The sequence below is a fragment of the Streptomyces sp. 5-10 genome, assembly GCF_014712245.1.
GTDB classification, from domain to species: domain Bacteria; phylum Actinomycetota; class Actinomycetes; order Streptomycetales; family Streptomycetaceae; genus Streptomyces; species Streptomyces violaceusniger.
This window is the reverse complement of the sequence record NZ_JACVYG010000002.1, coordinates 112,624-126,598: the sequence shown is the minus strand read 5'-3', so window position 1 is coordinate 126,598 and position 13,975 is coordinate 112,624. Positions and strand designations below refer to the sequence as shown.

The window sequence follows — 13,975 nt, the reverse complement described above, 5'->3', positions numbered from 1 at the left end:
GGGGCGAGGGACGAGGGACGAGGGAAACGAGGCGCAGGGCGGCGTGAGCGGCGTGAGCGTGGGCAACGTGTGGTCGGGACAGTGGGTCGCGGACCGGCTCGGAGTACGGCTGGGCGTGGCCGGGACCGGGACCTGGGCCGGGGCCGGGGCCGGGGGCTGCGACGGCGACGGCGACCAGGACGGTGTCGGCAGCCGGAACGGCGACGGCGTCGGCAGCCGCAACGGCGACGGCGACGGCGGCGCGCGGTTGCGCGAGCTGCTGGGGCTGGCCCTGCGGCGCAACCCCAAGCGGGCCCATCTGCTGGTCTCCAACGTGCTCGGCAAGCACGTCCCGCAGCGCCCCGCCACCGTCCACGGCGCGGGCGTGCGGCTCGGCCGCCGGGTGCGGGAGCTGCTGGGCGATGAGGCGGCGGCGCGCGCGGTGGTGCTCGGATACGCGGAGACCGCCACCGGCCTCGGCCACAGCGTGGCCGACGGGCTCGCCCTCGCCCCGTACCTCCACTCCACCCGCCGCCCGGTCCCGGGCGTCGCCACGGTGGGCGGTTTCGAGGAGGAGCACAGCCACGCCACCTCCCATCTGCTGCTCCCCGAGGACCCCGGGTTCCTGGCCTCGACGGGACCGCTGGTCCTCGTGGACGACGAGTTCTCCACCGGCCGTACGGTCCTCAACACCATCGCCGCCCTCCACCGCCGCTTCCCCCGCGACCACTATGTGGTGGTCGCCCTGGTGGACATGCGCTCGTCCGAGGACCGCGCCCGCCTGGACGCCTTCGCGGCCGACCTCGGCGCCCGCGTCGACTTGGTCGCCGCCGCGGCCGGAGCGGTTCACCTGCCCGACGACGTCCTGGAGCGCGGCGCGGAGCTGGTGGCCGCGCATGAGGCGGCCGCCGAGGGCCGTGAGGCCGCCACCGAGGGCCGTGAGGCCACCGTCGGGCGCCGTAAGGGCGCCGCCGAGGGCCGTGAGGCCGCCGTCGGGCGCCGTAAGGGCGCCGCCGCCCTCCACGCGGACTCCGCCCTCCACGCGGACACCTCCGCCGTCCGCGTGGACCTCGGCTGGCCCGAGGGGCTTCCGGATGGCGGCCGCCACGGCTTCACCCCCGCCCACCGCACCCGCCTCGAAGCGGCCCTCCCCGCCATGGCCACCCGCCTCGCGGCGGCGCTGGGGGAATCGCCGGACGCCTCTGCCGCGCCGGCCGGTACCGCCCCGGCGGCGCCCGCGGGACACACCGCGCCGACCCCGGACCACGCGGGCGCGTTTACCGCGCCAGATGCACCGGCTGCGCCGGACGACCCGGGCGCGCTTGCCGCGCCTGCCGCACCGGGCCATGCGGCTGCGCCGGGCGATTCGGCTGCGCTGGGCCATGCGGCTGCGCCGGGCGATTCGGCTGCGCTGGGCCATGCGGCTGCGCCGGGCGATTCGGCTGCGCTGGGCCATGCGGCTGCGCCGGGCGATTCGGCTGCGCTGGGCCATGCGGCTGCGCCGGGCGATCCGGCTGCGCCGGGCCACGCGGCCGCACCGGCCGCACCGGCCGCGCCAGACGCACCGGCCGCGCCTGCTGACGGCCCGGCGGCAACCTCATGCCGGGCCGCGCCCGCCCTGGGCGGGCCGGGCGGTGAAGCGGGCGGCCCCGGCGCCGGTGGCGCCCCCGCCCCGCCCCGCCCCCTCCGTCGCGTCCTCGTCCTCGGGTTCGAGGAGCTGATGTACGCGCCGTTGCGGATCGCGGAGGCGCTGGACGAGGCGCTCGACGGCGTCGAGGTGCGGTATTCGACGACCACCCGCTCGCCTGTGCTCGCCGTCGACGACCCCGGGTACGCCATCAGGACCCGGCTGACCTTCCCCGCGCACGACGAGCCCGCCGACGGCCCCGGGCCCCGCTACGCCTACAACGTGGCGCCCGGCGCCGACCCCGGCCGCCGCTTCGACGCCGTCGTCGCCGTCGTCGACTCGACCGCCGACACGCCCGCGCTGCACGCCCCCGACGGGCTGCTCGCCGGCCTGAGCGCGCACACGGACCGGCTGGTGCTGGCCGTGGTGCCGTCCTACCGCCCCCAGACCCCACCCACCCCCCGCACCCCCCGCACCGTCCCCGAACGACAGGCACCGCCCATGCACCGACCGTCGTACGAGCCCCTGCGCGGGCCGGACTTCTCGTCCTACGCCCCCGAAGAGGTGGGCTGGCTGCTCCAGGACTTCTCCCACGTCACCCTCGAAGCGCCCACCGAGGAGCGGGAGGAGGCGATCCAGAGCGGGGGCGCGCACTACGCCGAGTCGCTGCCCGTGGAGTACCAGCCGAGCGAGCGCTACCAGGAGCTGTTCCGGGCCGCCCTCGACACCTCCGCCGCCCGGATCGCCCGCGCGGTCGGCGCGGTCACCGAGACCGTGCTCGCCGAGCGCTCCCCGCGCCCCGTCCTCGTCTCGCTCGCCCGCGCCGGCACCCCCGTCGGGGTGCTGATGCGCCGCTGGGCGCGCCACGCCCACGGGCTGGACCTCCCGCACTACGCGATCTCCATCGTGCGCGGCCGCGGCATCGACACGGCCGCGCTGCGCTGGCTGGCGGACCACCACGACCCGGCCGACGTCGTCTTCGTCGACGGCTGGACCGGCAAGGGCGCCATCACCCGCGAGCTGTCGGACGCCCTCGCCCCGTACCCGGACTTCGATCCGCGGATCGCCGTCCTCGCCGACCCCGGCCGCTGTGTGGACACCTACGGCACCCGTGACGACTTCCTCGTCCCCTCCGCGTGCCTCAACTCGACCGTCTCCGGGCTGATATCGCGTACCGTGCTCCGCGCCGACCTCGTCGGCCCGAACGACTTCCACGGCGCGAAGTACTACCGCGAACTCGCCGGCTCGGACGTCTCGGAGCACTTCCTGGACACCGTCTCGGCCCGCTTCGCCGAGGTCGCCGAGGCGGCCCTGGCCGACGCCGAGCGGCTCGCGGCCACCGACCGCACCCCCACCTGGGAGGGCTGGGCCGCGGTCGAGCGGATCAGCCAGGAGTACGGCATCCACGACGTCAACCTCGTCAAGCCGGGCGTCGGCGAGACCACCCGGGTGCTGCTGCGCCGCGTCCCGTGGAAGATCCTCGCCCAGCGCGGCGCGGGCGCGGACCTGGACCATGTGCGGCTGCTCGCCGAGCAGCGCGGAGTGCCGGTCGAGGAGGCCGACGACCTCCCGTACACCTGCGTCGGGCTGATCCACCCGCGCTACACCCGGGGCGCCACCGGGGCCGACGGAAAGACGGTCGGCACGGCCTCCGACAAGACGGCCGACAAGGCGAACACGGCGGGCATCGCCGCCAACAGAGACGAGAGAACGGTGGCGGCACGATGAGCGTTCTGGTGGCAAGCGACCTCGACCGCACCCTGATCTACTCCGCGGCCGCGCTCGGCCTCGAGATGCCGGACGCCGAGGCCCCGCGGCTGCTGTGCGTCGAGACGTACGAGGGCAAGCCGCTGTCGTACCTGACCGAGACCGCCGCCGGGCTGCTCGCCGAGCTGGTCCGCACCTCCGTCTTCGTCCCCACGACCACCCGTACCGTCGAGCAGTACCGCCGCATCCGCCTCCCCGGCCCCGCCCCCCGCTTCGCGATCTGCGCCAACGGCGGCCAGCTGCTGGTCGACGGCGAGCCCGACGCCGACTGGCACCAGCGGGTGCGCGGCGCCCTCGACGACGGATGCGCCCCCCTGGAGGAGGTGCGCGCCCACCTCAGCGCCACCGCCGACCCCGCCTGGCTGCTCAAGGAGCGGGTGGCCGAGGAGCTGTTCGCCTATCTCGTGGTGCGGCGGGAGCTGCTGCCCGAGGGGTACGTCAAGGAGCTCACCCAGTGGGCCGACCCGCGCGGCTGGACGGTCTCCCTTCAGGGCCGCAAGATCTACGCCGTGCCCAAGCCGCTCACCAAGAGCGCGGCCGTCGCCGAGATCAAGAGCCGCACCGGAGCCGACGAGGTGCTCGCCGCGGGCGATTCGCTGCTCGACACCGATCTGCTGCTCGCGGCCGACCGCGCCTGGCGCCCCGGCCACGGCGAACTGGCCGACATCGGCTGGTCGGCGCCCCAGCTGACCGTGGTCGAGGAGAAGGGCGTCGCGGCGGGCGAGGCCATCGTCCGTGCCCTGGGCGAGCGCTCCTCCGTCACCTGGGCGCGCGCCCGCAGCCAGATCATCCGCGCCGTCTCCCGCGGCCGGGACTGAGCAGCCGTACCGCCACCCATCCCAGCACCGCGAGCGCGGCCGCGCCCAGCACCGCCTTCGAGTAGACCGAGACGTAGTCCGTGACGTCGCGCCAGTTGTCCCCCAGCGCGTAACCCGCCAGGACGAACCCGGAGTTCCAGATCGCGCTGCCGAGGGTGGTCAGGACGAGGAAGACCGGGAGGGGCATCCGCTCGATACCGGCCGGGACCGAGATCATGCTGCGGAAGATCGGCACCATGCGGCCGAAGAAGACCGCCTTGGTGCCGTGGCGCCCGAACCAGCGCTCGGTCCGGTCGATATCGGCGGGCCTGACCAGCGGCAGCCGCTCGGCGATCGCGACGGTCCGCTCCCGGCCGAGCAGCGCGCCCACCCCGTACAGCGCGAGCGCGCCCAGGACCGAACCGGCGGTGGTCCACAGCAGCGCGCCCACCAGGCTCATCCGCCCCTGCCCCGCCGCGAACCCGGCGAGCGGCAGGATCACCTCGCTGGGCAGCGGCGGGAAGAGGTTCTCCAGGGCGATGGCGGCGCCCGCGCCCGGCGCCCCGAGGGCGTCCATCAGGCCGGTGGCCCAGTCGGTGATCCGATCAGTCATGGCCGGAACGCTAGGAACCGGCCGCACCCGGCGGCCATGAGGCCGACCGTCCGGTTCCCCGGCCGTCCACCGCACCGGCAACCTGCGGAAATCCTCAGTGTCCCGGCCGCCCCCGGCCGCTAGCGTTTCCACCATGGGTGCCACTACGGGGAGATGGCCGCGGCGCGCGGCGCGGCTCGCCGCCGGGCTGCTGGCGGGGGCCGGTACGGCGCTCGTCGCGCTGCCGTTCCTGACGGCGGTGGGGCTGACCCTGCTGGCCGTGGGCTGGCCGGGCGCGCGGCGGTGCGTCCTGCGGCCGTTCACGGCGGGCGCGGCGCGGCTGACCGAGCTGGAGCGCCGCAGACTGGCCCGGTTCCTGGACCTCGAGGTCACCTCCGACTACGGCGGCCGCCAGGCGCTGCGCTATCTCGCGGCGCGCACCGCCGTGGGGCTGCTCGGCGGTCTCGTGCTGCTGGCCGGGCTCATCGGCATCGCCTACGGCACCTTCCTCCTCTGGGGCCGGCTGCTCGGCTTCGCCTTCCACGACCTGGTCACCGTCGTGACCAGCGGTGTCGGTGGCCTCTTCCTGCTGTTCCTCGCCGTCCAGGGGGTCTTCGGCGTGGCCGACCTCGAGGCGCGGCTGGCGCGCGGCGTCCTCGGCCCCGAGACCCAGGACGCGCTGCGGCACCGCATCGAGGAGCTGGCCGCCAGCCGCGCCGGGGTCGTCGAGGCGGTCCACGACGAACGGCGCCGCATCGAGCGCGATCTCCACGACGGCGTACAGCAGCGGCTGGTGGCGCTCGGCATGCTGCTCGGCCGGGCCCGCCGCAGCCAGGACCAGGCCAAGGCGCGCGCCCTGCTGACGCAGGCCCACGAGGAGAGCCGCCAGGCGCTGGACGAGCTGCGCGAGGTGGCCTGGCGGGTCTATCCGACCGCGCTGGACGAGGCCGGGCTGCGGATCGCCCTGGAGACGGTCGCCGAGCGCTCGGCCATCCCCGTACGGCTCACTTACGGGCTCACGGCCGAGCCGGTCACGGCGGTGCGCACCGCCGCGTACTTCGTGGTGGCGGAGGCGCTGACCAACGCGCTCAAGCACTCGGGCGCGGACCGGATCGACGTCGCGCTGACGGCCGTGGCCCCGGGCACGCTGACCGTCCGCGTCACCGACGACGGCACCGGCGGCGCCGACCCGGCGGGCGGCGGTCTGCTCGGCCTGGCCCGCCGGGTCGCCGCCCTCGACGGCCGGCTGAGCGTGGTGAGCCCGCCCGGCGGCCCCACCACCGTCACCGCGGAGCTGCCCGCCCCGTCCCTGGGCGGTGTGCCGTGCGGGTGATCCTGGCCGATGACTCGACCCTGCTCCGCGAGGGCCTGGTGCGGCTGCTCGCCGAGGAGGAGCACGAGGTGGTGGCGGCGGTGGGGGACGGCGCCGCGCTGGTGGCGGCGGTCGAGGCGGCACCGGACGTGGACGCGGTGGTGGTGGACGTACGGATGCCGCCGACGCATACGGACGAGGGGCTGCGGGCGGCGCTGGAGATCCGGCGGCGGTGGCCGGGGGTGGGCGTGCTGGTGCTGTCGCAGTACGTGGAGAAGCGGTACGCGACGGAGCTGCTGACAGGGGAGGGGGCCGCGGAGGGGGCTGACGAGAGGGCTGACGGGGCCGGGCCTTCCGGCGCGCGGTCCGGGGGAGTCGGCTATGTGCTCAAGGACCGGGTGGTGCAGGTCGACGAGTTCCTCGACGCGCTGGAACGGGTCGCCACGGGCCGCGCCGCGTTCGACCCGGAGGTCGTCCGCAGACTGCTCGCACGCTCCACCCGCACCGATCCGCTGGGCCGCCTCACCCCGCGCGAGCGGGAGGTGCTCGACGCGATGGCACAGGGGCACGCCAACGCGGCGATCGCCGAGCGGCTGTATGTGTCCCGCAGCGCGGTCGAGAAGCACATCAACGCCATCTTCGAGAAGCTCGAGCTGCCGGGGAACGCGGGGTACAGCCGCCGGGTGCTCGCCGTACTGCGCTATCTGGGAAGCTGAAGGTGAAGCTGAAGCTGAAGCCGAACGGATCGGGACGGACCGAGCTGATCGGATCGAAATAGATCGGCATAGATCGGGACGGAACCGGTCGGGGAGCCCAGGAGCCGAAAAGGGAGGCCGTGATGGCCGAGAGCAAGAGCACACCGATCACGGCCGAGCTGTACGACTACGTCCTGCGGCACAATCCGCCGCTCGACCCGGTCCTGCGCGAGCTCGTCGAGGTCACCCACCGCAACCTCCCCGGCCACGCCGGGATGCAGTCCGCCGAGGAGCAGGCCCCGCTGCTGGCCTTCCTGGTCCGGCTGGTCGGCGCCCGCCACATCGTGGAGGTCGGCACCTTCACCGGCTTCTCCGCGCTGGCCATGGCCCAGGCGCTGCCCGCCGACGGCCGGCTGATCGCCTGCGATGTGTCGGAGGAGTGGACGGCGTACGGGCGGAAGGCGTGGGCCAAGGCCGGTGTCGAGGACCGCATCGACCTGCGGATCGCGCCCGCGCTGGACACGCTGCGCGCGATGCCCGCCGAGCCCCATATCGATCTCGCCTATCTCGACGCGGACAAGCAGAACTACATCCCGTACTGGGAGGAGCTGGTCCCGCGGATGAACCCGGGCGGTCTGATCGTCGCGGACAACGTCTTCTACCACGCGCAGGTCATCGAGGCGGCGCCCTCGCCCGGGGGCGCCGCGATCCAGGCGTTCAACGACCATGTGGCGGCGGACGCTCGGATGGAGGCGGTCATGCTCACCGTCGCCGACGGCCTGACGCTCGCGCGCCGGGTCAGCTGAGCCGCCGGCCGCGGATCCGCTGCCGGACCCGGGCCCAGCGCCCGGGGGTCCCGGGCCGGCCGGTGGGCTCGGCGGGCTGGGCTTGCTCGGTGCCACCGGGCTGATCCAGCTTGCCCCACTTGCCGGGCGGCTGACCGGACCGTTCAAGGGGCCCACCGGGGGCGCCCGGCCCACCGGGGGCGCCCGGCCCACCGGGGGCGCCCGGCCCACCGGGGGCGCCCGGCCCACCGGGGGCGCCCGGCCCACCGGGGGCGCCCGGCGGGGCGCCCGGCCCACCCGGGGCGCCCGGGACCTCGGGTGTGAGCGGGGCGCCGGGCTGGACCTGGACGGCCGTACCGCCCCGTTCGGCGGCCCGCTCCCGCGCCGCGACCAGCTCACGCGCGTGGGCGGCCTCGCGCTCGGCCTGCTCGGGGTGGCGGGTCACCCAGTACGGATTGTCATGCGGCAGCCCGCCGCTGACCCGTCCGTACATCCCGAACCACATCAGCAGCAGCCCCACCACAAAGCTGAACAGCACGTTCTGCATCCGGAACGCCAGGAAGTTGTACGGGGTCTCCAGCAGCGCCAGATTGACGAACCCGCTCAGCAGGAAGAGCAGCCCGAGCACCATGTTGAGCGACGAGGCGAAGTTGCCGCCGATGAGCATGCCGATGAACAGCAGCAGCCCGATGACGATGGAGAGCACGCTCAGCGTGCCGTTGGTGTTGAGTCCGGCGACCGTGTTCGCGCCGGTGTCGAAGAAGCCGACCCGGTGGACCAGGCCCAGGATGCCGAAGGCGACGAGCACCAGCCCCATGAGCCCGGCGCCGACGCGATAGACCTTGCTGAGCCGGTGATCGACGGGCAGATGCTCATCGAGCGTGGTGTGCGCGCCGATCCGCTCCGGGAAGTGCCGTGCGACTCCGGCGGGATGAGGACCGATGGGGGAGGGGCGGCCCGTAGCCATCTCCGGCCTCCTTGCTGCTGGCGCCGGACCTCGGCCGCGCGCTCGTCGCGGTCGAGGCCGTACCCGTGGAACGCCACGTCACCGTCGCGTACACGGCGTGCGCGCGCACGATCGGAAGGCGCGGCACGGGCACGTATCTCCAGGATCCGCCCCGCCCCCTGAAGGCTCAACCGCAGCAACCGCCACCGCAGCAGCCGCCACCGCCACCCCCGCCGGACGGGGGCCGGGCCGAGGAAGGGGAGGCGGAGGACGACGAGGACGCGGCGCCGGTGACGGCCACGGTGGAGAGCAGCTTCACCGTGTCGCCGTGCCCGTCCGGGCAGGACGCGGGAGCGGAGGACTCGGCCATGGGCCGGTTCAGCTCGAAGGTGGTGCCGCAGGCGCGGCAGCGGTACTCATAGCGAGGCATGGCAGGAGCATAACCGCCGAACCGCAGGTCAGCCCCCCGAATGAGCCGGGGCTTCGCGCGGGCTCAATGCCCCCCGCCCCGCTCGTCCCGGATCTCCTGGACGACCCGGGCGGCGGTCTGCCGTACGGCCTCGGTCTCGGAGAGGAAGTGCCACCAGTCCGGATGCCGCCCCTCAAGGCCGGCGATGGCCCGGTCGAGGCGCTCCACGGCGTCGTCCAGCGGGCGCGCGTGGCGGGGATCGGGGGTGCTGCGCCCGGCCATGGCCAGCCGCTGTGCGTCGCGGATCGCGAACCGGGTGCGCTCGATCTCCTTCTGCTGGTCGTACGACACCTCGTCCAGCCGCCGCAGCCGGTCCCCGGCCGCCGAGACGGCCTCGTCCGTACTGTTCAGCAGCGCCCGTACGGTGGCCAGCAGCGCGGTGGCGTCCGGCCAGCGCTGCTCCTCGCGCGCCGCCTGCGCCTCCTTGAGCTTCTCCTCGGCCTGCGCCACATCCCGCGCCGCCTGCGCGGGGACGGGCTGCAGATCCTGCCAGCAGGCCGCGGTGTAGCGGCGGCGCAGCTCGCTGAGGACGGGCTCGACCCCGGCGGCCCGGGTGGTGATCGCCTGGGCGCGGGTGCGCAGGGACACCAGCCGCTTGTCGATCTCCGTCGCCCGCTCCGGCAGCCGCTCGGCCTCCCCGCGCACCGCCTCGGCCCTGCGCAGCACATCATCGGCGCGCCGCAGGGTCTCCTGCACACCGTGCTGCCCGGCCCCCTGGTTGAGCTTGGTCAACTCGGGCGACAGCGCCGCCAGCCGGGCCGCCAGATCGTCCGCCCGCAGCCCCGACGCACGCACCGCGTCCAGCGCGTTACTCGCCGCGAGCAGCGCCTGCCGCGCCCGCTCCACCGCCGGCGCCAGCCGCGCCAGCCGCGTCTCGGCCTGCTCCAGCAGCGGCCCCAGCCCCTGCGCGAACCGGTCCAGATCCGCCTTCGTCCGCTCCAGCGCGTCCTTCGCCCTGGTCAGATCGGCACGGGCCCGGGAGGCCGTCGCCGCGTCCAGATCGTCCCGATCCAGATCATGGGCGTCCACCGCCGTGATGTAGTCCTGGCTGACCTGGTCGATCCGTCGCTCCAGCGCCGAGAAGTCGGCCGCGGTCCGGCGCGCGGCGGGCGAATCGTCCACGGCGGTGATCGTCTCGATGGAGATCCGCAGATCCCGCTGCGCGGTGTCCAGCTCGTAGAACGCCGCCGCGGCGGCGTCCTTCGCCGCCTGCGCCTCCGCCCGCTGACTCTCCCCCCGCCCCCCGAACCACCGCCGCCCCCCGCCCCCACCGGCAAACGACAACGACCCCACGGCGACCAGCAACGGCACGGGCAGCAACACCAGCCCGAGCACGGAGGAACCACGCGACGGACGCGACCGACGCACACGGACGAGCCGGGCAAAAGCGGCGACCGGGGCAACACGGTCGGCCGGACGACGCGGACGGCGCGTTGGACGCGCAGACTCTGCAGATGACGCCGCCACTTCCCGCTCCCGATGGATCGCCCAGGTCCGAATGTCATTCTCCCACCCGACACTGACGAGCACAGCGCTCGGTCCGGTTCGCGATCTCCGGACTTCTCCACCTCCAGCCCGCCCCTCCGCGGCCTCCTCCCCACAATTGCGGCACCACCCCGGAAACCCTGTAGGCTGACAGCTCCCCTGGGGCGCATAGCTCAGCGGTAGAGCGCTGCCCTTACAAGGCAGATGTCGGCGGTTCGAACCCGTCTGCGCCCACCCTCTGGACCAGCGCGGATCCCGCTTCGGCGGCCCGCGCTGTTCGCCGTAGCCATGGCATTAACCATGGACAGGTTCCGCAGCCATGGCGAACACCCAGTCCACACGCCGCCCGCGCGGCAGCATCCGCCCCAACGGGGCCGGCTTCCAGATCCGCGTTTACGCGGGCACCGACCCGCTCACGAAGAAGCCGCTCTACCTCCACGAGCAGGCCGCCACCCTGCCCGAAGCCGAGAAGGCCCGCACGCGCCTGCTGGCCAAGGTCGACGAGCAGCGTCACCCCAAAGGGAAGATCACGGTCACCAAGCTGCTCGACCTGTGGATGGACGTCGCCCGCATCGAGGAGAGCACCCGTGACCGCTACGTCATCGCCATCGACCAGTACCTCAAGCCCACCTTCGGCGAACTCCAGGCGGCCAAGCTCGGCCCGACACGACCTCGACTGGGGCACGCTGCTCTTCCTCATCATGGTCACCGGCTGCCGCCGCGGCGAACTGTGCGGACTGCGCTGGCAGAACGTCGACTTCGACACCAACGTCATCACGGTCCGCCGGGATCAAGCGCCGCGACGCCGTAGCCGCTTCCCGCCGCTTCCGCACCGTCGCCCAGGTCGACCCGGCCCTCGCGCTTCTCGAGTCACACGGCTACCTCCGATCCGAGTCGGGCAGCCAGACCCGCCGCCGCGGCCGCGCGGAGACGACCACATACCGTGTGCACCCCTCTCTTCACACCCCTGCGGACGGACCAGATCCCCACTGACCGTCAGCAACGTCAGCACAAAACGCTGACCATCGGGAACTCCTGCTTCCCTTTGATGCAGCGGCCGTCTGTGAGCGTGGCGTCGATGGGGAACTCCGGCCGGGGGAAGTCGTCGTACGTCACACTGGACGGCTCGATGCGTGCTCCATCCTTGTACGAGAGCGCCCACGGACTGTTGGAGACGGGGAAGCTGCCCTTGGTGCTGCAGACCTTGACTTCAAGTGCGGCCCAGACGTAGCCCTCGGACCGCTGGGACGCGCTCCCTCCGCAGCCGGGCTTTCGCCGGTACCGTCGCCCGCAGCTGCGCGAAGTTGACCCCTACCGCCGGGTGATGAACTGCGCGGTGCCCAGGGTGGCGAACCACTTCCGGATCTGGCTCTGGTCATCCGTCGCGGCGAGCGAGAGGAGGAGCAGCAGACGGGCCTTCTGCGCGGTCAGGTCCTCCGCTCCGATGACGCCGTCGGTGTGGTCGTCGTAGACGGAGCCGTTGCCGGTGCGGGTCGTGGAGGCGAACAGCACACCGTTCTTGACGGCGTCCTCGCGCGCTTTCGACATGGCCGGGGAGATGCCGCCCGCGCCGGTTCCGGCGGTGACCACGCCGTCCGCGCCGGAGTCGGCGAACGCCTTGACGGCGTCACCGCTCGCGTCCTGGTAGCTGTAAGCGATCTCGACCTTCGGCAGCGCTTTCTTGGCGATCCGGTCGAGGTCGAACGGCGTCTTCCAGGTCTTCTTCCCGCACTTCTGGACCCGGGCGGGGGCCCGGTTCAGCCGGATGTTGTCCTGGTCGATGACGCCGAGCTCACCGCTGTCCCCGCTGGTGAAGGTGTCCATCCGCAGGGCGTTGGTCTTACGGACCTCGCGGGCGGCCTGGATCTGGTCGTTGAGCATCAGCACGGTGCCGTAGCAGGTCGTCTTCCGGCTGGCGGCCAGGTGGATGGCGTTGTAGAGGTTCGCGGGGGCGTCCGTGCCGATCACCGTCCACGGGCGCATGGCGCCGGTGAGGATCACGGGCTTGTCGCTGCGGACCGTCAGATCCAGCCAGTACGCGAACTCCTCCATCGTGTCGGTGCCGGTGGTGACGACGGCCGCGTCGTTCTTCTCCAACTGGGCGTCGACCGTGGCAGTCAGCCGGCGGTAGTCGGCGATCGAGTAGCCGCTGGAGCCCTTGTTGCCGAACTGCTCCGTGGTGACGTCGGCGACGGAGTCCACCTCCGGCTTGAGGTCGCCGACGAGCTTCGCTATCGGCAGCTTGCCCGCCTCATAGTCCTGGAAGGACACCCGGCTCTTGCTGACACCGGCGATGGTGCCTCCCGTGCCGATGACGGCGACCTTCGGAAGGGCCTTCTTCTCCTGTTCCGCGCCGGCGACCGGCGCGGTCGTGCCGACGGCGGCGGTCAGGAGGGTGAGCAGCACGGTGGAACGGCGGGTGAGCATGCGCATGGGCGGCGTTCTTCTCCTCGGCGGGATGTGCACTGCCACGACCTGGACGGATGCGGCGGAAAGAAACATTCCGCATGCATGTTTCTCGGGAATTCGGTGATCGTGAACAGATGATTGCGGCACGACTCGCACACCATGTCGAGTTCGAGCGTCATCGCCCCGCACGCCGGAGACCCGCCCTGTTCCCTCCTCACCCGCGGCCCCGACAGCCGTGCCCGCCGTGTCGCCCGCTCGGCCGCGGCGAACCACCAACCTGCGGCGGTTGGGGGCGTGATGGCTGGGCACTCCCCAGGGGCGCGTCGGGTGATACGACGACCGTGCCGACCCCGGGAGGACGATCACGCACCGGCAGTCGGGGCCTGGCTGTGATGCGGGCGGTTGCACGGTCGTAGCCATGGATTTAGCCGTGAACCACAGGCGAAAACCGTGCCCACAGTGCTTCCAGATGCCAGACTGGCAACGAAAGAAGCAGCGACGCTTGTCCGTTGGCCCTACACAGCGATCCTGTTCGCACGTCCCAATCAGCGGCCGAGTCGTTTTGGGACGCCAGGCGGCCAAGCAGCCAGAGCCACGGTCGGCAGCCTAAAGCGAGCCACGGTTGACGATGTGGTGGGCCTGGACGGCGTAGCCGCCTGCGAGGGCGTATCCGTAGTCCTCGGCGAGAGCATCCAGTCCGATGCGGATCAGTTGGCGGTGCAGCTCGTCCACTAGGCAGCTGCCGTCGTGCTGGACCCGCGGAGTTCGGGGAAGCGAGCTTCCCAGGCTGCCCGGATTGGGGAGGGCAGGAACAAGTCTCGCCACACTTCTCGCAGAGGCGTGGTGTGCAGATAAGTCTTGAGGTCGTCGCGCGTCTGGGCCTCGCGGATGACGCGCTCGTACATCAGCCGGAAGTCTGCTTCGTCGGCCAGGTCGTAGACGTAGCGCGGTCCCCAGTCGATGTGGCGCGGCAAGGTGACGCTGCCGGTTGTCGGCCCGTTCAACTCGGCGAGCGATTCCGGCAGTACGTACGGCTTCGCTGCTGCATACCTGCTCATGGGTCCAGCATGTCCGATGAGGACTGCCGAGGATATCGGCAGTCCGGATGAGCG

The 13,975-nt window shown here is 72.9% G+C and carries 12 protein-coding genes, 1 tRNA gene and 1 pseudogene; 7 read left to right on the top strand and 7 right to left on the bottom strand.

Annotation, left to right across the window (positions count from 1 at the left end; translation table 11 throughout):
* The first annotated feature begins 247 nt into the window (after positions 1 to 247).
* Positions 248 to 3,334, top strand: a complete 3,087-nt coding sequence (locus IEJ02_RS02940; RefSeq protein WP_223863344.1) for a phosphoribosyltransferase — start codon at positions 248 to 250, stop codon at positions 3,332 to 3,334.
* Positions 3,331 to 4,191 (top strand): HAD family hydrolase, encoded by an 861-nt coding sequence (locus tag IEJ02_RS02935; RefSeq protein ID WP_191063223.1) that lies wholly within the window; start codon positions 3,331 to 3,333, stop codon positions 4,189 to 4,191. Before IEJ02_RS02940 ends, IEJ02_RS02935 begins: the two co-directional genes overlap by 4 nt.
* On the opposite strand, the gene IEJ02_RS02930 is transcribed toward IEJ02_RS02935, so the two are convergent.
* Positions 4,160 to 4,783, bottom strand: a complete 624-nt coding sequence (locus IEJ02_RS02930) for a DedA family protein (RefSeq protein WP_191063222.1) — start codon at positions 4,781 to 4,783, stop codon at positions 4,160 to 4,162. The two genes, IEJ02_RS02935 and IEJ02_RS02930, sit on opposite strands and share 32 nt — an antisense overlap.
* A 133-nt stretch (positions 4,784 to 4,916) precedes the next feature.
* Between IEJ02_RS02930 and IEJ02_RS02925 the strand changes: the two genes are divergently transcribed.
* The 3 genes from IEJ02_RS02925 to IEJ02_RS02915 all read left to right on the top strand — a co-directional run bounded on the left by IEJ02_RS02925 (position 4,917) and on the right by IEJ02_RS02915 (position 7,575).
* A complete protein-coding gene (locus IEJ02_RS02925) occupies positions 4,917 to 6,095 on the top strand; it encodes a sensor histidine kinase (RefSeq protein ID WP_191063221.1) in 1,179 nt (392 codons plus the stop codon).
* Positions 6,086 to 6,790, top strand: a complete 705-nt coding sequence (locus IEJ02_RS02920; RefSeq protein ID WP_191063220.1) for a response regulator — start codon at positions 6,086 to 6,088, stop codon at positions 6,788 to 6,790. The genes IEJ02_RS02925 and IEJ02_RS02920 overlap by 10 nt, the downstream gene beginning before the upstream one ends.
* Before the next feature lie 122 nt (positions 6,791 to 6,912).
* Complete coding sequence (locus IEJ02_RS02915) at positions 6,913 to 7,575, top strand: O-methyltransferase (protein ID WP_191063219.1); 663 nt, start codon at positions 6,913 to 6,915, stop codon at positions 7,573 to 7,575.
* A gap of 391 nt (positions 7,576 to 7,966) precedes the next feature.
* Here the strand turns inward: IEJ02_RS02915 and IEJ02_RS51340 are convergent.
* From IEJ02_RS51340 to IEJ02_RS02900, 3 genes and pseudogenes are all read right to left on the bottom strand, one after another.
* Positions 7,967 to 8,521: pseudogene (locus tag IEJ02_RS51340) on the bottom strand (DUF4383 domain-containing protein); the annotation flags it as partial.
* 166 nt (positions 8,522 to 8,687) lie between these two features.
* A complete protein-coding gene (locus IEJ02_RS02905) occupies positions 8,688 to 8,930 on the bottom strand; it encodes an FmdB family zinc ribbon protein (RefSeq protein ID WP_191063217.1) in 243 nt (80 codons plus the stop codon).
* Positions 8,931 to 8,993: 63 nt separating this feature from the next.
* A complete protein-coding gene (locus tag IEJ02_RS02900; RefSeq protein ID WP_137977779.1) occupies positions 8,994 to 10,337 on the bottom strand; it encodes a coiled-coil domain-containing protein in 1,344 nt (447 codons plus the stop codon).
* 279 nt (positions 10,338 to 10,616) lie between these two features.
* Here IEJ02_RS02900 and IEJ02_RS02895 point away from each other — a divergent pair.
* Together IEJ02_RS02895 and IEJ02_RS02890 are read left to right on the top strand one after the other, a co-directional pair.
* Positions 10,617 to 10,688: transfer RNA gene (locus IEJ02_RS02895), tRNA-Val, on the top strand.
* Between the two features lie 85 nt (positions 10,689 to 10,773).
* Positions 10,774 to 11,265 (top strand): hypothetical protein, encoded by a 492-nt coding sequence (locus tag IEJ02_RS02890; RefSeq protein WP_191063216.1) that lies wholly within the window; start codon positions 10,774 to 10,776, stop codon positions 11,263 to 11,265.
* 500 nt (positions 11,266 to 11,765) lie between these two features.
* On the opposite strand, the gene IEJ02_RS02885 is transcribed toward IEJ02_RS02890, so the two are convergent.
* From IEJ02_RS02885 to IEJ02_RS02880, 3 genes are all read right to left on the bottom strand, one after another.
* Complete coding sequence (locus IEJ02_RS02885; protein WP_191063215.1) at positions 11,766 to 12,887, bottom strand: asparaginase; 1,122 nt, start codon at positions 12,885 to 12,887, stop codon at positions 11,766 to 11,768.
* 582 nt (positions 12,888 to 13,469) lie between these two features.
* Positions 13,470 to 13,595 carry a hypothetical protein gene (locus IEJ02_RS49695; protein WP_263407903.1) on the bottom strand — a complete coding sequence of 42 codons (126 nt, stop codon included), beginning with the start codon at positions 13,593 to 13,595 and terminating at the stop codon, positions 13,470 to 13,472.
* A complete protein-coding gene (locus tag IEJ02_RS02880) occupies positions 13,595 to 13,921 on the bottom strand; it encodes a hypothetical protein (RefSeq protein ID WP_191063214.1) in 327 nt (108 codons plus the stop codon). Before IEJ02_RS02880 ends, IEJ02_RS49695 begins: the two co-directional genes overlap by 1 nt.
* Positions 13,922 to 13,975 lie beyond the last annotated feature (54 nt).

Bases quoted from the DNA above. Each gene is read 5' to 3' on its own strand.
- IEJ02_RS02935 (WP_191063223.1), top strand. From the start codon at position 3,331: ATGAGCGTTCTGGTGGCAAGCGACCTCGACCGCACCCTGATCTACTCC.
- IEJ02_RS02930 (WP_191063222.1), bottom strand. From the start codon at position 4,783: ATGACTGATCGGATCACCGACTGGGCCACCGGCCTGATGGACGCCCTC.
- IEJ02_RS02925 (WP_191063221.1), top strand. From the start codon at position 4,917: ATGGGTGCCACTACGGGGAGATGGCCGCGGCGCGCGGCGCGGCTCGCC.
- IEJ02_RS02915 (WP_191063219.1), top strand. From the start codon at position 6,913: ATGGCCGAGAGCAAGAGCACACCGATCACGGCCGAGCTGTACGACTAC.
- IEJ02_RS02905 (WP_191063217.1), bottom strand. From the start codon at position 8,930: ATGCCTCGCTATGAGTACCGCTGCCGCGCCTGCGGCACCACCTTCGAG.
- IEJ02_RS02890 (WP_191063216.1), top strand. From the start codon at position 10,774: ATGGCGAACACCCAGTCCACACGCCGCCCGCGCGGCAGCATCCGCCCC.
- IEJ02_RS02885 (WP_191063215.1), bottom strand. From the start codon at position 12,887: ATGCGCATGCTCACCCGCCGTTCCACCGTGCTGCTCACCCTCCTGACC.
- IEJ02_RS02880 (WP_191063214.1), bottom strand. From the start codon at position 13,921: ATGAGCAGGTATGCAGCAGCGAAGCCGTACGTACTGCCGGAATCGCTC.